Raw genomic sequence first — 14,786 nt, 5'->3', positions numbered from 1 at the left:
CATGTTTAATAAGTTTTATGGATGATCGTAATTGTCACATTCTATGTTGGATCAACGACTCCAGAGTTGAAAGGTGAGGTAGCTGCGCCAGGGAGTGGCGCGCTGCGGGTCGGCGTCGTGCAGGGCTGGTAGCGCCTTGCGGATTCCCAGGTCGCCGGCTAGCCAGATATCCGGGTGCGAGGTGCCGCGCAACGCGGCGTAGTCGGCGCTCCACGGGCCGATGCCTTTGAGAGTGGTCCAGGCGCGCGGATCCTCGCCGGCCTCTCCGCAGGCATGCCAGGCGGCGAAGCGGCGCAGGGTCTGGCGGCGGGCATCCGGCATGCCGAGAAAGGCCAGCTCACTGGCGGCGATCTGTTCGGCGCTGGGGAAGTGGCGCTGGCCGTCGGCCTCGGCGTCGCCCAGCTCGCTGACCAGGATGGTAACCAGGCGCCGGGCCGCCGCCACCGAGACCTGCTGGCCGAGGATCGCCCGTACCCCGGCCTCGAATGCCGTCCAGGTGCCGGGCAGGCGCAGCCCCTCCACCAGGGCCAAGCTAGGCAGCGCCTTGGCCAGGTGCGACTCGATCAGTGCCGTATCGGCGTCGAGGTCGAGCACTCGGCGGATATTACCTATTACCGGGTCGAGCATAGAGGGAGCATCGAGCTGCAGATGCACCTCGAAGGCATGGCGATCTGGGTGGTGAACAGCGCTGAAGCGGCCGCGTGCCTGTCCCCAGCGTATGGTCCGGCCATAGCGGTCGTCATCGACCCACTCCAGGCCATGAATGGCGCGCTTGGCATGGAAGTCGCGCAGGGCTTGCCAGGCATAGGGCGGGCGATAGGCGAGTTCGAGGCATAGCGGGGCAGCTGGGGCAGCGCCGATGTCGGGTCGGAGGTTGTCGGAATCCAGCATTGAGGGTTCCTGAATAGATAGGTGTCAGTATGCGCCAGTGTAGCCGGAACGGCAGGGATGGCTGCCGCAATCGGTAGCTAAAGCCGGGTGCCATCAACGCGGGCGCTGAGGTAACCTTGTCGAGCTCCATACTATTCCGATAACGACGAGGCTCTCATGCGCCCCCTCAAGACGCTGACACTGGCCGTTGCGGCCACCACCTTCGCTACTGCTTCGCTCTCCGCCCAGGCGCGGGAGTTTCGCCTGGGATTGATCACCCCACCCCAGCACATGTGGTCCCAGGAGGCCGAGGCCTTCGCCGAGACCCTCGCCGAGCGTTCCGGCGGCGAGCACAGCGTCAGCGTCTACCCGGCCCAGCAGCTCGGCAACGAGGCGCAGATGGTTCAGCAGCTGCAGACCGGCGCACTGGACATGGCCTTTCTGACCATCGCCGAGATCTCCAACCGGGTGCCGGACTTCGGTGCGCTCTATGCGCCCTACCTGGTGGATGGCGTCGATCACGCCGCGCGCTTGCTGCAGTCCGACGCCGCCAATGCGCTGCTCGACCAGCTGCCCGGCGGGGTGGGCCTGGTCGGCATGGGCTACGGCATGGTGGGCATGCGCCAGGTGCTGTCGCGTTCGCCCATCGAGAGCGTCGACGACATGCGCGGCCAGCGCCTGCGCATTACCCCGTTCGATCCGATCCGCGACTTCTACACCGCCACCGGTGCGGCGCCGGCGCCGCTGCCGCTGCTCGAGGTCTACGATGCGCTGGCCAACGGCCAGGTCGACGCCATCGACATGGATTTCGACTCGATCCTGATTCTTAAATTCCACGAGCAGGCCGATAACCTACTGATCTCCAACCATATGATGTTCCCCATGGTGGGCGTGGTCTCGGGTCGGGTATGGAACGAGTTGGAGGAGGACGACCAGGACATGATCCGCACCGCCATGGCCGAGCACCTCGACAACGTGATCACCGGCTTCCAGCAGCAGGACGCCGAGCAGGAAGCCGAGATCCGCGAGCTCGACCTCAATATCGTCGAGGCCGACGCCGAGTTCTTCAGCGACGCCATCGCCGAGTGGGAAGGTATCTGGGCCGACAAGGCGCCGTCCCTCGAGGCGCTGCGCGAGGAAGCTGAGCGCCTGCGCGAGGAGTGAACGAACGCGCCATGCTGTCACGCCTCTCCCTGCGGTTGGCCCGACTCGAAGAGATCGTCGCGGCGGCACTGGCCGCCGCGGTGACCCTGCTGATCCTGGTCAATATCGCCTTTCGCGCTGCGGGTAGCCCGCTCTACTGGATCAGCGAGCTGGCCATCTATGCGATGATCTGGATGACCTTCCTGATCGCCTCGGCGGTGCTCAAGCGCCGCCAGGGCATCGCCGTGACGCTGCTCAGCGATGCGCTGCCGGGTCGCCCGCGGCGCTGGCTGTCGCTGTTCGTCGACCTCACCGTGCTGACCTTCGCGCTACTCATGCTGTGGCTGTGCTGGCGCTGGTATCAGCCGCTGGCGCTGTGGCGCGCCGGTTTCGATGTCCAGGCCTTCCAAGGCCAGACCTTCAACTTCATCTACGCCGAGAACACCTCGACCCTGGGCATCAGGAAGTTCTGGGTGTGGCTGATCATGCCGCTGTTCGCCGTGTCGCTGACGCTGCACGGCGTCAGTAACCTGTGCCAGGCGCTGCGCGACCTGCGAGCACCGGCCGAGGAGCCCAGCCGATGACCGTGGTGGTGTTTGCCATCCTGCTGCTCGCCGCGGTGCCCATCGCCCTGGTGCTGGCGCTCACCGCGGCGTGGTATATCGCCGATTCGGGCAATACGGTGCTGTTCGAGTCCTACCCGCAGCAGCTGTTTGGTGCCATCGAGAGCTACGGGCTGCTGGCGATTCCGCTGTTTATGCTGGCCGGCGAGCTGATGAACGAGGGCGGGGTCACTCGCCGCCTGATCGATCTGGCGCGGCTGCTGGTGGGCGGCTTCCGCGGCGGCCTGGCCTATATCAACCTGGTCGCCAACATGATGATGGCGGCGATCATCGGCTCGGCGGCATCGCAGATCGCGATCATGTCGCGGGCCATGGTGCCGGCCATGGAGCGCGAAGGCTACGACAAGCCCTACAGCGCGGCGATCACCGCCGCTGGCGGCCTGCTGTCGCCGATCATTCCGCCGTCGATGCTGTTCGTGCTGTTCGGGGTGATCGCCCAGGTACCGATCGCCGAGATGTTCATCGCCGGCATCCTGCCCGGGCTGCTGCTGGGCTTCAGCTTTTTCCTGGCGATTGCCGTGGTCGGGCTGCGCCAGCAGTACCCCAAGGGCAACTGGCCGACCCGCGACGAGGCGCGCCGGGCGCTGATCATGGGCGTGCCGGCGCTGTCGATCCCGCTGATCATCATCGGCGGGATTCTGCTCGGGGTGGCGACGCCCACCGAATCCGCGGCGCTGGCCTCGCTGGCGGCGCTGTTGCTGGGGCGCCTGCTCTACGGCGAGCTGACGCTGGGCCAACTGCCGCGGGTGCTGACGCGTACCGCGGTCAACGCCGGGCTGGTGATCATGCTGATCGCCGCCGCCGGGGTGTTCGGCTGGGTGGTGACCTACGAGCGTCTGCCGCAGATGGCGGCGGCGGCGATCTCGGCGCTGACCACCGACCCCTTCCTGTTCCTGCTGTTGGTGATCGGCTCGCTGCTGCTGGTGGGCATGGTCATCGACGGCATCGCCGCGCTGATCCTGGTGGTGCCGATCCTGCTGCCCATCGCCACCCAGCAGTTTGGCATCAGCCCCTACCAGTTCGGCGTGGTGGTGTGCCTGACCCTGGTGCTCGGCCTGCTCACGCCACCGGTGGGGGCGGGGCTGTTCATTGCCTCATCGATGACCGGCGCCTCGACGCTGCGCATCTTCCGCGCGCTGATCCCGTTCCTGCTCGCGACCCTGGCGACCCTGGTGCTGCTGGCCTGGCAGCCGTGGCTGACCACCGGGCTGATCGGGCGCTGAGCGGCATGTCGCTACCCACGTTAGGTCATTGCGATGAGCATCCCAATTGACGCCCAATTTTCGGCCACCTGCCAGGCTGTCCTCCATGCGCTGGAGGGTGTCGAAGGTATTGAACAGATCGTGCTGTTCGGCTCGATGGCACATGGGAGCGAGCGACTCGAGAGTGATATCGACGTGGCGGTAGAAGCGTCGCAGCCACTCTCCGCCGAGCAAGAAGTCGCCATGATCGAGGCGTTGGCGCTGGCCTTTGGGCGTTCGGTGGATCTGATCGACCTCAGGACGGCGGGCCAGCCACTGCTGACCCAGATCGTGACCAGTGGAGTGCGGTTGAAGGGCAGTGATACCGCCTGGGCCAAGCTGGTCTATCGCAATATCATTGATAATGAAGACTTCGTGCCGCTGCAGCAGCGGATTTTGAGGGCAAGGCAGAAGGCATGGATCAAGCGCTGATCAGCCCTCGCCAATTACCATGGTCCAGATTCGAGGTGCTTGCCGAGCGAGGCGTCATCAGCCGTGAGCTAGCGGAGGATATGCGTAAATCGGTGGGCTTTCGCAATATCGTGGTGCAGAACTCCGAGGTGGTTGACTGGCAAGTGGTATTTGCGATCTGTCGCCATCATCTGGATCAGTTCCGCCAGTTTGCTGAGGTGTTCATGGATCCACTTGGCTAAAGATCGGCTTGTCTACCTCCCCCATGCTCCGCGTGGCAGCGGAATCCATAGGTATCCCCTGCCTTCGGAAAGTAAGACTTCGCTCACTTCGAGACACCACTTGCAGTGTTCCTTCGGTAACGTGATGTGCGTTGCGGTCGCGACACCTGCACCCTGCCAGCACGGCCTGCTAGCGGATATTACGCACCCTTTAAACTAAAGTATAAAGTGCCGAAGAAGCTCTCAATATACTCCTGAAATCAATCGGTTGAAGGGCGTCTGTGGGTGTTAGGAGAAGGCGAATGGTGTGTGGCAAAAGGATTTATTTGACCCGATGCTAGCGCATTGCTATTTGTGATATATCACAGTATATCAAAGAGCCTTGCTCGGCATTCCACGCTCCTGATTGAGAGCTGGCAACGCAATTGCCACCGGCCGTAGAACCATGCTGGGTGTCGCTAAGCTGGCTGGGTATTCCTACACGATCACCGAGATCACGCTTGTGAAAATTACCGAAATAAAGACATACCGTTTGGATGAGTTCGCTAATGTGCTCTGGGTACATGTAGTTACTGATGCTGGAATAGTGGGGCTGGGGGAGACCTTCTATGGTGCTGGGGCTGTGGAAGCGCATATCCATGACACCTTGGCCCAGCGCCTGCTGGGACAAAACCCGCTCAACATTGAGGCGCTGCATAAGGAAATGGTGTCGCTGCCCATGGCGCAGTCCTCGACCGGCGCCGAATATCGCGCCGCCTCCGCCATCGACATCGCCCTGTGGGACATCTTCGGCAAGGTATGTGACCTGCCCGTGCATCAGATGCTTGGTGGTCTGTGCTGGGACAAGATCCGCGTCTACAACACCTGCGCCGGATACCGCTACGTCAGGACGAACAACATCAAACCGGTGGCGAACTGGAACGCGGGGGCGTCGGAGGGGCCCTACGAAGATCTCGATGGTTTTATGAACCGTCCGGCGCAACTGGCTGAGAACCTGCTCGAGTCCGGTATCGATGCCATGAAGATCTGGCCCTTCGATCCCATTGCCGCCGAGACGCGTGGCCAGTACATCACGTCACGTCAGCTCAAGCAGGCGCTCAAGCCCTTCGAGGATATCCGCCGCGCCGTTGGCGACGAGATGGACATCATGGTGGAGTTTCATTCCCAGTGGAACCTGCCCACCGCCAAGATGATCGCCCAGGCACTGGAGCCATATGCGCCGCTGTGGTTCGAGGATCCGATCCGCATGAACTCGCCCCAGGCGCTTGCCGAGTATGCGGCTTCCACCAAGGTGTGGACCTGCGCCAGCGAGACCCTGGGCTCGCGGTGGCCCTACAAGGACATGCTGGAGCGCGACGCTGCTCACGTGGTCATGGTCGACCTGTGCTGGACCGGTGGGCTGACCGAGGGGCGCAAGATTGCCGCACTGGCCGAGACCTGGCATCGCCCCTTTGCGCCCCATGACTGCATCGGCCCGGTGGGCTTCGCTGCGGCCATTCACATGTCCTTCAGCCAGCCCAATACGCTGATCCAGGAGAGCGTGCGGGCCTTTTACAAGGGCTGGTACAACGAGCTGGTCACTGCGGTGCCACGTATCGAGAAGGGTTACGTCTATCCCATGGAGGGTCCAGGCCTCGGCGTTGAACTGCTCCCGAGCGTCTTCACCCGCAGCGATCTCTCCACGCGCCAATCCACCCTGTAAGGAGACACGAAATGTCCATCGAACTGTTCGACTTGACCGGCAAGACCGCCCTGATTACCGGGTCTTCCCGCGGCCTGGGACGCGCCTTCGCCGAAGGGCTCGCCGCGGCTGGGGCGCGGGTGATTCTCAACGGTGTCAACGAGGAGCGGTTGGCTGTCGCTGCCCAGGAAATGACCGAGGCCGGCTATCGGGTCGATGTCGCGGCCTTCGATGTTACCGATGATGCAGGGGTACGAGAGGCCTTCGAACATTTCGACCGCGATGGGGTGGCAATCGACATCCTGATCAATAACGCGGGCATCCAGTTCAGAAAGGCGATGCTTGAACTCGAGACCGCCGACTGGCAGCGCGTGCTGGACGTCAACCTCACCTCGGCCTTCGTGGTCGGGCGCGAGGCCGCTAAACGCATGGTGCCACGTGGCAAGGGCAAGATCGTCAATATCGGCTCACTGACCAGTGAACTCGCGCGGGCCACTGTGGCGCCTTATACGGTCGCCAAGGGCGGTATCAAAATGTTGACCAAGGCCATGGCAGCGGAGTGGGGGCAGCATGGGATTCAAGCGAATGCGATCGGCCCAGGCTATATGCTAACGGACATGAATGAAGCGTTAACCTCTAACCCCGAATTCGATGGCTGGGTAAAAGGGCGTACGCCGGCAGGGCGCTGGGGGAACCCTGAGGAACTGGCCGGCACTGCCATTTATCTATCGTCCGCTGCTTCAGACTATGTCAATGGCCATATCGTTTATGTCGATGGCGGCATGATCTCGGTGCTTTGAACTCAAAGAGACAGGCTATGTTTTCTATCAAGATACATGCAGCAAACGATCTTCGAGTGACGGGCGAAACTGGCGCCCCGGAGCCGCAATGGGGTGAGGTGAAGGTCAACATAAGTAAAGGAGGAATTTGCGGCTCTGACCTTCACTATTATCATAATGGGGGCTTTGGTGCGGTGAGGCTTCGTGAACCGATGATCTTGGGGCATGAAGTGTCAGGCGTCGTCGCTGCAGTGGGTGAAGGCGTCGATCGCCTATCACCTGGTGACAGAGTTGCCGTGAACCCCTCAATGCCCTGCGATACCTGCGCATATTGCCGAAAAGGGTTGCGTAATCACTGCGACGACATGCGATTCTTCGGCAGCGCCATGAGGTTTCCGCATCAGCAAGGGCTGTTTCGCCAAGAAATAACGATCCCCGAACGGCAGCTTGTCCTGCTAAACAGAGACACTGATTTGTCCCAGGCCGCCTGTGCAGAGCCGCTGGCAGTTTGTCTGCACGCTGTCAGCCAGGCGGGCGACCTGAAGGGAAAAAAAGTACTTGTCTCAGGTTGTGGCCCGATTGGGTGCTTGACCGTGATGTCGTGTGTTATTGCCGGTGCTCAAGAGATCGTAGCAACCGATATGTATGAGGCACCCTTGAGAATAGCCAAGGAAATGGGGGCGACAACCACCATTAATGTCGCAAACGATGAGAGCGCCCTGGCTATGCTAACCGCTGGAAAGGGGACTCAAGATGTGGTGTTTGAGTGTTCAGGTAGTCCTGAGGCATTGGACTTTGCGTTAGCGGCTATCCGCCCAAGAGGCACGATCGTGACGGTCGGGCTTGGAGGAAAAATACCGGTGGAGGTAAACCTGATAGTCGCTAAGGAGATTGAGATTAAGGGAAGTTTTCGCTTCGATCAGGAATTTTATAAAGCCGTTGAGCTGATTGACAAGGGTGTTGTCGACTTGGCATCTTTCATCACATCCTCTGTTTCAATGTCATCTGCCCAAGAAGCCTTCGAACTTGCATCGCAACGTGAAAAGGCAATGAAGGTGCAAATTGATTTCGAGGCCTGTTGAGATGGTGCTCACTGAATAAAGTAGGAGGTTTATTGCCAAGATACTATTTCATGAATTTTCATATGATATGAAAGATAACAAAGTTAGTGAGTTTTTCCGAGCCAGCTATCACACATAAGGAAAACAAGTATGCCTATCCATTCCGGACTTAAAAAAGGGTTGACCGTTTTAGCTCTTGCCTTGGCACCAGCTATTGCCCAAGCCGATACAATGCGCTTGGCGAACGTGGTTGCAGACTCTGCTAAAGAAGCGGGTATTGAATTCAAGAGACTGGTCGAAGAAAAGACCGGAGGTTCACTGGAAATTAACCTATACCCAGATAACCAGTTGGGTGACGATCGCGTCGTGCTTGAGAGTACTATCTTTGGCGATATCGATATTGGTATTGCGTCTACCAGCCCATTGGCCAATTTGATACCAGACTTCTACTTGTTCGACGCACCTTTCCTTTTCTTGTCCTCAGAAGAAGCCTATGCAGCGCTCGATGGTGAAATTGGCCAAGAGATTCTCGCCTCCCTGGAAGGCAAAGGCTTGAAGGGCTTGGCTTTCTGGGAAAATGGCTTCCGCAACTACACCGGCAAGAGCAATGTGGTGGCTGAGCCTTCAGACCTGGAGGGCAAGAAAGTCAGGACCATGGAGAATAGGGTACACCTTGCCGCGTGGCGTGCGCTGGGTGCCAACCCTACACCGATGGCCTTCCCTGAACTCTTTACCGCTCTGCAGCAGGGGACCGTAGACGCCCAAGAGAACCCGTTATCGATCATCGATAGCAATCGCTTCCTCGAGGTGCAAGACCAAGTGTCTCTGACCCAGCATGTCTACACTCCATTTATCGTCTTTATGAACCTCGACCGGTATAACGCTCTGGATGAATCTGAGCGTCAGGCTATCAACGAGTCTATTGAGACGGCTACCGAGTTCCAGCGGCAGCGCTCGCAGGAACTTGAAGCGGAGGTAGTAGAAAAGTTTTCCAATCAGGAAGGGATCACCGTAACTGAGTTGACGCCTGAACAGAAAACGCTGTGGCAGCAAACGATGGTAGATGCCGACATCTACTCCCTGGTGAGTTCCATGATGGATAATCCTGAGTATCTTGAACAGTTGCTGAGCGATTAATCTGTTGTGCTGCGCCACCTTGGCTTTGCTAGGGTGGCGCATTTTGGATGGCCCGCGTCATGCGATCTCAACAGGTACTAATGTTTGTTCATATTACGATGCATGGGGGTAAGCAGATCAATGACCGTTCTGTACAGCGCGGCAGGAAGAGGACGGAGATAGCTCTGGCACCTACTTGGCCCCTGAGCGTGTTGTATCATTTTGCACCCATGCCGGAGAGAGCAAATGAAAGTCGTTAAGTGGATTGATGAGTACGCAGAAATCTCTGTATGCGTGGTGCTGATGTTGATGATGGCAGCGCTTCTCGCAGTGCAAGTGTTCATGCGTTATGTAATGGGCGCATCGCTCTCATGGTCCGAGGAAATTGCCCGTTATCTCTTTATTTGGTTGATCTATCTGGGGATTAGCTTTGGCGCGCGGGAAATGCGCCATATTAAAATCGATACTGCACTCCACTTATTTCCTAGCTTTCTCCGTCCCTGGGTAGTCGTGCTAGGTGATGTGCTGTTTTTGATATTTTCTCTCTATATTGTATGGACCAGTTGGTCAGTAATTGAGCGTCAGATAATGCTAGGACAGACGTCTCCTGCGGTTAACGTACCAATGTGGATCGTGTATGCAGCACCTTGCGTTGGTTTTGCTCTAACCGCGATACGGCAGTTGCAGACAATCTATTGGCGACTGAAACACCCTGAATTGTCACAGCAAGGGGAGCTGTAACATGACAGCAGCCGTTCTATTCATCAGCCTAGTCGTACTGTTAATCCTTAATGTTCCCGTGGGGATTGCGATTGGCTTGGCCTGCGTGGTAACGATATTGTCTTTTGGCACCCTTTCAGAACTATATGTGGCTCAGACACTGGTTACTGCCACCGATAGTTTTCCGATCATGGCGATTCCTCTGTTTATCCTCGCCGGTGACCTGATGGGCGCCGGGGGCGTCTCAAGACGCATCCTTGCTGTCGCCAATGCATTTTTTGGGCGTATCACCGGTGGGTTGGCGATAGTGACGGTTGTTGTCTGCATGTTCTTTGCTGCCGTTTCCGGCTCAGGTCCGGCGACCGTGGCGGCGGTGGGCTCAATGGTGGTGCCCACTATGCTTCAAGCCGGCTACTCCAAGTCGTTTACATTAGGATTGGTAGCGGCTGCCGGCAGCATTGGTGTCATTATTCCTCCATCTATTCCAATGGTATTGTATGGTGTTACCACTGGAACATCCATCACCAACATATTTCTAGGCGGTATCCTGCCGGGAATGCTGATTGGCCTGTTGCTTATTGCTTATGTATACTATTATTCGCGTAAAATGGGGTGGAGGGGTACGCAAGAGTCTTTTGATGGCGCCAAAACACTGCGTTTAATGTGGGATGCTAAGTGGGCGCTACTAAATCCTATTATTATCCTGGGGGGGATTTATGCAGGCGTGTTTACCCCCACTGAAGCAGCCGCGGTAGCGTCAGTATACGCATTCGTCTGTGGTGTGTTCATTCACCGCGAGCTGTTGCCGAGGGATATTTTCAGGACCGTTGCTCGCTCCTGTGCCACCACAGGCACTGTGATGGTGATTTTAGGCTGTGCATCAACCTTTGCACGGATACTGACCATTGAGCGTATTCCATCCTCTATCGCGGATCTCATACTACAGTTTTCATTGCACCCAATCGTATTGCTGCTCATCATCCTGCTGTTACTGCTCTTAGTGGGGTGCGTAATGGATACTACCCCAGCCATTCTTGTGCTGGCTCCAATCCTCTACCCCGTTGTGACGTCAGTGGGCGTGGATCCTGTGCACTTCGGTATCATCATGGTGGTTAGTCTCGCTATCGGTTTCATTACACCGCCTCTTGGCATCAATCTTTTTGTTGCCGCCAGGATTGGCAATAGCTCGCTGGGCCCAGTCATTCAGGGTGTAGTGCCGTTTGTTATAGTGATGATTTTGGCACTGGTCGTGATTGCTTATGTACCTCAGTTGTCGCTACTGCCACTGACGCTGTTCAACTGACTATCGCGATATTGCGCGTCACTAGCAGTTATGTAGTGACGCGCTGACGACCAGCGCCGAGACCGATGACTGGGCGAGCGTGTCTTGGCGGAGCCTTGGGTGAACCAGAGGAAGTGATCGTGATGGCAGTGTATCGTTGTTCGCGGGCGTTGGGTTACGCCTACGGCCAAAGCAATGACGCCGATGGCGGAATGCTGTCAGTGTTGATATCCGGCGCAGGAGTGCTCGATTGCTTGCTCCACCGGCAGCCTATTTCCGCCAATCGATTGGGAGCGACACCATGACATCCCCCAGAGATACCTCCGCGACACAGCAGAAAGGGGCGCCACCGGGTCGGGCAAAGCCGCGTGATGACCAGAGCCTGCTTGAACTGGCCTACCGGGATCTTGAGGAGCTTATCGTCACCTGCCGCCTCAAGCCCGGCAGCAACCTGAAAATTCAGGACTTGCAAGATATTACGGGCTACAGCCGTATGCCGGTGTACCAGGCAGTGACACGGCTGGCATCGGACACCCTGGTAACCGTCAGGCCTCGTCAGGGTATTCAAGTGGCGCCGGTGGACCTCGCAAGAGCGGCGACGCTGTTAAGGCTGAGGCGTGACATGGAGCGCTTCGTGATCACCCTGGCCTGCGATAAGGCCTCTGCCCTGCAGAGAACGACGCTGAGAAAGATCTCCGACGCTATGTGGGCGAAAAGGGCCCAGATGCCTCTGTCGGAGTTCAACCGCTTCGATCTGCAGATTGATGCCCAGATGCTCTCGATCTGTGATGAACCGTTTCTGGAGTACTCGCTTAGGCCGCTGCACACCATCTTTCGACGGGTGGGATGGATTTATCATACCCATGTCCCGCAAGGGAAAGACCTGTCGGGTACCATCGACGGACACCTTAGGGTGTTAGAGGCGATCCTGTCTGAGGATGCGTCCGCCGCCGCAGCAGCCTCCGACAGTCTGATGGACTTTGTACAGCGGGATCTCGACCTGATCGAGCGTGAGGTCGATCCTGCGGTGCTGGATATTGGACAAACACTGGACATCCAGTAAGTCCTGTCGCTGAGGCATGGCGCGTGGTCACTCGCTACCATCGCCCCTGCGGGGGCTCGTCTCGACGTCCGTTACGCCCAGCTCCTCAGTTCCCCCGCAGCCCACAGCATGCTGATACCCTGGCTGATTGCTGTTACGTCTCCCAGTCATCCACTATTTCCTGGCAATAGCGAGGCAGTTCGTCAGCTGCAAATCTGAGCGTTATACTAGGGTATTCGTTGATCGACCCCGCCGTGGAGCCACCCATGTTTCCCGAGTTCACCCTGCGCTACGCGAACTTTCCCGAGCGCTTCTATGCCCGCTTCGACCCGGTGCCGGTCAAGGCGCCGCGGCTGGTGGCCTTCAATCGGCCGCTGGCCGAGGCGCTGGGCTTCGACCTGAGCGCCTACGACGAGGCCGCGGCAACCGAGTGGCTGTCCGGCAATCGCGTGCCGGATGGGGCGGCACCGTTGGCCCAGGCCTATGCCGGGCACCAGTTCGGCAACTTCGTGCCGCGCCTGGGCGATGGCCGGGCGGTACTGCTCGGCGAGGTCACCGACCGCGATGGGCGGCTGCGCGATATCCAGCTCAAGGGCGCCGGCTGTACGCCGTTCTCCCGCGGTGGCGACGGCCGTGCACCGCTGGGGCCGGTGCTGCGCGAGTATCTAGTCAGCGAGGCGATGCAGGTGCTGGGCGTGCCCACCACCCGGGCACTGGCGGCGGTGACCACCGGCGAGCGGGTGGTACGCGATGTGCCGGTGCCTGGGGCGGTGTTGACCCGCGTGGCATCGAGCCATCTGCGCATCGGCACCTTCCAGTATTTCGCCGCTCGCGGCGACAGCGAGGCGATCCAGCAGCTTGCCGATCACGCCATCGAGCGTCACTATCCCGATCTCGCTGATATCACCTCGGCAGGGGAGCGCTATCTGGCGCTGTTCGAGGCGGTGCAGGTGCGCCAGGCGGCGCTGGTGGCCAAGTGGATGGGGCTCGGCTTCATTCACGGGGTGATGAACACCGATAACGCCTCGATCGCCGGCGAGACCATCGACTACGGCCCCTGTGCCTTCATGGAGCGCTACGACCCGGCAACGGTATTCAGCTCCATCGACCAGGGCGGCCGCTACGCCTACGCCAATCAGCCATGGATCGCGCAGTGGAACCTGGCGCGCTTTGCAGAAACCCTGCTGCCGCTGATAGATGACGACCAGCAACGGGGCATCGCCCGCGCCAGCGAGGTACTCGAGGCCTATCCGGGGCGTTACGAGGCCGAATGGCTAGCGGTAATGCGCGCCAAACTGGGCCTGAGCGAGGCGGCAGCCAGTAGCGAGGCGGCGGATCGTGAGCTCGCCGAGTCGCTGCTGGAGGCGATGCAGGCCGGGCGCGCCGACTTCACCCTGACGTTCCGGCGGTTATGCGCCGCCGCCGAGGGTGAGGCGCAAGAGAAGGATCTGGTAGAGCTGTTCGAGCGCGCCGAGCCGATCCAGGCCTGGCTCACCGAGTGGCGTCGACGCCTAGCGCGGGAGGATGTCGAAAGCAGTGAGATCGCGCGGCACATGCGGTTGGCCAATCCGGTCTATATCCCACGCAATCATCGCGTCGAGGAGGCGCTGGCCGCGGCCATCGACGAGGGTGACTTTGCCCCCTTCGAACGGCTGATGCAGGTGCTGGCAAGGCCCTTCGAGGAGCGCGCCGCAGATATCGACTACGCCCAGCCGGCACCGCCTACCGCGCGGGTATTTCGCACCTTCTGCGGCACCTAGCCGACCAGCCCCCACTTGCGTGCTGCGATCAGGCACTCCTCCATTAGCGCCAGCACCGGTGCCAGCTGGCTCTCATGGAGGATTACCAGGGTGTCGCCGTCCTCGGCATCGGTGGCCGGCGTGACGATGGCGAATTCACCCTCTTCGAGATGGAATTCGTGGATCTCGCGCATGCCTTGTGGCGTATCACAGCGGCTGACGCGGTAGGAGTCGTCTTCACCGTAGGTCAGCCGATGGTAGACCTTGAAGAAGGTGTATAGCGACAGGCCGTGAGGGAACATCGGCCAGTGAGCGGGGTTGTGACGCGTTTCGTCGTCGATGGTTTGCCCCTGGCGTTCGGCAGCGGCGATCGCCTCTGCCAGCGGGACGGCCAGCAGTGACCCGGCCGTATCGGGAAATTCACCACCTTGCTCGGTTGCCTGGCGGTAGCGGTCGGCCACTGCCGTTGCGTCTGCCATGGTGTCCACGCGATGCTCGCTGTGTGCCAGTGCCGCCGGTTCGGCACTGCCATTCTCCCAGCCATGAATCACCCGCAGCATCAGCCGGCCCTGGCGCAGCGGTGCCTCGAGCAACACCTTGAGCGCCACGACCAGGTGTAGTTGCCGCTCCATGGCCTGATTGTCGAAGGCGCTGTAGGGCTCGGCGAAAAGCGTATGCAAGCGACCTGGGGTGTGTTCCTGAGCTTCGGTGTAGGGCATGGTGCGATCTCGGTGGCGTGGGTCTTGTTGTCGGCGGCGCACGGCAAGGTGCGGCAGCATCGGTAGTCCATCACATTAGTATCGGCCGCTGGAAACGTCGACTTGAATCGGCTGGCAGCACTTTGACTTCCAAGGGGG

The 14,786-nt window shown here is 59.5% G+C and carries 15 protein-coding genes; 13 read left to right on the top strand and 2 right to left on the bottom strand.

Going from position 1 to position 14,786, the window contains the following annotated elements:
• Nucleotides 1–51: 51 nt before the first annotated feature.
• Nucleotides 52–891 (bottom strand): AlkA N-terminal domain-containing protein, encoded by an 840-nt coding sequence (locus CK498_RS06390; protein WP_095620011.1) that lies wholly within the window; start codon nucleotides 889–891, stop codon nucleotides 52–54.
• 156 nt (nucleotides 892–1,047) lie between these two features.
• Between CK498_RS06390 and CK498_RS06385 the strand changes: the two genes are divergently transcribed.
• From CK498_RS06385 to CK498_RS06325, 13 genes are all read left to right on the top strand, one after another.
• Entirely contained in the window at nucleotides 1,048–2,034 is a 987-nt protein-coding gene (locus tag CK498_RS06385; protein WP_095620010.1) for a TRAP transporter substrate-binding protein, read from the top strand.
• 11 nt (nucleotides 2,035–2,045) lie between these two features.
• Nucleotides 2,046–2,597: a TRAP transporter small permease gene (locus CK498_RS06380; RefSeq protein ID WP_095620009.1), complete on the top strand. Its 552-nt coding sequence runs from the start codon at nucleotides 2,046–2,048 to the stop codon at nucleotides 2,595–2,597.
• On the top strand, nucleotides 2,594–3,859 hold the full coding sequence (locus tag CK498_RS06375; RefSeq protein ID WP_095620008.1) for a TRAP transporter large permease: 1,266 nt from the start codon (nucleotides 2,594–2,596) through the stop codon (nucleotides 3,857–3,859). Before CK498_RS06380 ends, CK498_RS06375 begins: the two co-directional genes overlap by 4 nt.
• A gap of 33 nt (nucleotides 3,860–3,892) precedes the next feature.
• A complete protein-coding gene (gene mntA, locus CK498_RS06370; RefSeq protein ID WP_095620007.1) occupies nucleotides 3,893–4,309 on the top strand; it encodes a type VII toxin-antitoxin system MntA family adenylyltransferase antitoxin in 417 nt (138 codons plus the stop codon).
• Nucleotides 4,294–4,530, top strand: coding sequence for a type VII toxin-antitoxin system HepT family RNase toxin (hepT, locus tag CK498_RS06365; RefSeq protein ID WP_229358981.1), 237 nt, complete (start codon nucleotides 4,294–4,296; stop codon nucleotides 4,528–4,530). Before mntA ends, hepT begins: the two co-directional genes overlap by 16 nt.
• 529 nt (nucleotides 4,531–5,059) lie before the next feature.
• Nucleotides 5,060–6,211 (top strand): mandelate racemase/muconate lactonizing enzyme family protein, encoded by a 1,152-nt coding sequence (locus CK498_RS06360; protein WP_229358980.1) that lies wholly within the window; start codon nucleotides 5,060–5,062, stop codon nucleotides 6,209–6,211.
• A gap of 11 nt (nucleotides 6,212–6,222) precedes the next feature.
• Nucleotides 6,223–6,990, top strand: a complete 768-nt coding sequence (locus tag CK498_RS06355) for an SDR family oxidoreductase (protein ID WP_095620005.1) — start codon at nucleotides 6,223–6,225, stop codon at nucleotides 6,988–6,990.
• Nucleotides 6,991–7,007: 17 nt separating this feature from the next.
• Nucleotides 7,008–8,051 (top strand): L-idonate 5-dehydrogenase, encoded by a 1,044-nt coding sequence (locus CK498_RS06350; protein WP_095620004.1) that lies wholly within the window; start codon nucleotides 7,008–7,010, stop codon nucleotides 8,049–8,051.
• A 129-nt stretch (nucleotides 8,052–8,180) separates the two neighbouring features.
• A complete protein-coding gene (locus CK498_RS06345) occupies nucleotides 8,181–9,167 on the top strand; it encodes a DctP family TRAP transporter solute-binding subunit (RefSeq protein ID WP_095620003.1) in 987 nt (328 codons plus the stop codon).
• A 225-nt stretch (nucleotides 9,168–9,392) separates the two neighbouring features.
• Nucleotides 9,393–9,887 carry a TRAP transporter small permease gene (locus tag CK498_RS06340; RefSeq protein ID WP_095620002.1) on the top strand — a complete coding sequence of 165 codons (495 nt, stop codon included), beginning with the start codon at nucleotides 9,393–9,395 and terminating at the stop codon, nucleotides 9,885–9,887.
• A gap of 1 nt (nucleotide 9,888) precedes the next feature.
• Nucleotides 9,889–11,169: a TRAP transporter large permease gene (locus CK498_RS06335; RefSeq protein ID WP_095620001.1), complete on the top strand. Its 1,281-nt coding sequence runs from the start codon at nucleotides 9,889–9,891 to the stop codon at nucleotides 11,167–11,169.
• Between the two features lie 280 nt (nucleotides 11,170–11,449).
• Nucleotides 11,450–12,211: a GntR family transcriptional regulator gene (locus CK498_RS06330; protein ID WP_095620258.1), complete on the top strand. Its 762-nt coding sequence runs from the start codon at nucleotides 11,450–11,452 to the stop codon at nucleotides 12,209–12,211.
• 245 nt (nucleotides 12,212–12,456) lie between these two features.
• A complete protein-coding gene (locus CK498_RS06325) occupies nucleotides 12,457–13,950 on the top strand; it encodes a protein adenylyltransferase SelO (protein ID WP_095620000.1) in 1,494 nt (497 codons plus the stop codon).
• On the opposite strand, the gene CK498_RS06320 is transcribed toward CK498_RS06325, so the two are convergent.
• The gene (locus CK498_RS06320; RefSeq protein ID WP_095620257.1) at nucleotides 13,947–14,648 is read right to left on the bottom strand and encodes a hypothetical protein; all 702 of its coding nucleotides are present in this window, start codon (nucleotides 14,646–14,648) and stop codon (nucleotides 13,947–13,949) included. The two genes, CK498_RS06325 and CK498_RS06320, sit on opposite strands and share 4 nt — an antisense overlap.
• Between the last annotated feature and the right edge of the window lie 138 nt (nucleotides 14,649–14,786).

The organism is Halomonas salipaludis, from assembly GCF_002286975.1.
In the GTDB taxonomy this organism is placed as follows: Bacteria; Pseudomonadota; Gammaproteobacteria; order Pseudomonadales; family Halomonadaceae; genus Franzmannia; species Franzmannia salipaludis.
This window is presented reverse-complemented; position numbering and strand designations above follow the sequence as displayed.

What these genes read in the sequence shown, in the direction of transcription:
- CK498_RS06390 (WP_095620011.1), bottom strand. Translation starts at nt 891, where the DNA reads ATGCTGGATTCCGACAACCTCCGACCCGACATCGGCGCTGCCCCAGCT.
- CK498_RS06385 (WP_095620010.1), top strand. Translation starts at nt 1,048, where the DNA reads ATGCGCCCCCTCAAGACGCTGACACTGGCCGTTGCGGCCACCACCTTC.
- CK498_RS06380 (WP_095620009.1), top strand. Translation starts at nt 2,046, where the DNA reads ATGCTGTCACGCCTCTCCCTGCGGTTGGCCCGACTCGAAGAGATCGTC.
- CK498_RS06375 (WP_095620008.1), top strand. Translation starts at nt 2,594, where the DNA reads ATGACCGTGGTGGTGTTTGCCATCCTGCTGCTCGCCGCGGTGCCCATC.
- mntA (WP_095620007.1), top strand. Translation starts at nt 3,893, where the DNA reads ATGAGCATCCCAATTGACGCCCAATTTTCGGCCACCTGCCAGGCTGTC.
- hepT (WP_229358981.1), top strand. Translation starts at nt 4,294, where the DNA reads ATGGATCAAGCGCTGATCAGCCCTCGCCAATTACCATGGTCCAGATTC.
- CK498_RS06355 (WP_095620005.1), top strand. Translation starts at nt 6,223, where the DNA reads ATGTCCATCGAACTGTTCGACTTGACCGGCAAGACCGCCCTGATTACC.
- CK498_RS06350 (WP_095620004.1), top strand. Translation starts at nt 7,008, where the DNA reads ATGTTTTCTATCAAGATACATGCAGCAAACGATCTTCGAGTGACGGGC.
- CK498_RS06345 (WP_095620003.1), top strand. Translation starts at nt 8,181, where the DNA reads ATGCCTATCCATTCCGGACTTAAAAAAGGGTTGACCGTTTTAGCTCTT.
- CK498_RS06340 (WP_095620002.1), top strand. Translation starts at nt 9,393, where the DNA reads ATGAAAGTCGTTAAGTGGATTGATGAGTACGCAGAAATCTCTGTATGC.
- CK498_RS06335 (WP_095620001.1), top strand. Translation starts at nt 9,889, where the DNA reads ATGACAGCAGCCGTTCTATTCATCAGCCTAGTCGTACTGTTAATCCTT.
- CK498_RS06330 (WP_095620258.1), top strand. Translation starts at nt 11,450, where the DNA reads ATGACATCCCCCAGAGATACCTCCGCGACACAGCAGAAAGGGGCGCCA.
- CK498_RS06325 (WP_095620000.1), top strand. Translation starts at nt 12,457, where the DNA reads ATGTTTCCCGAGTTCACCCTGCGCTACGCGAACTTTCCCGAGCGCTTC.
- CK498_RS06320 (WP_095620257.1), bottom strand. Translation starts at nt 14,648, where the DNA reads ATGCCCTACACCGAAGCTCAGGAACACACCCCAGGTCGCTTGCATACG.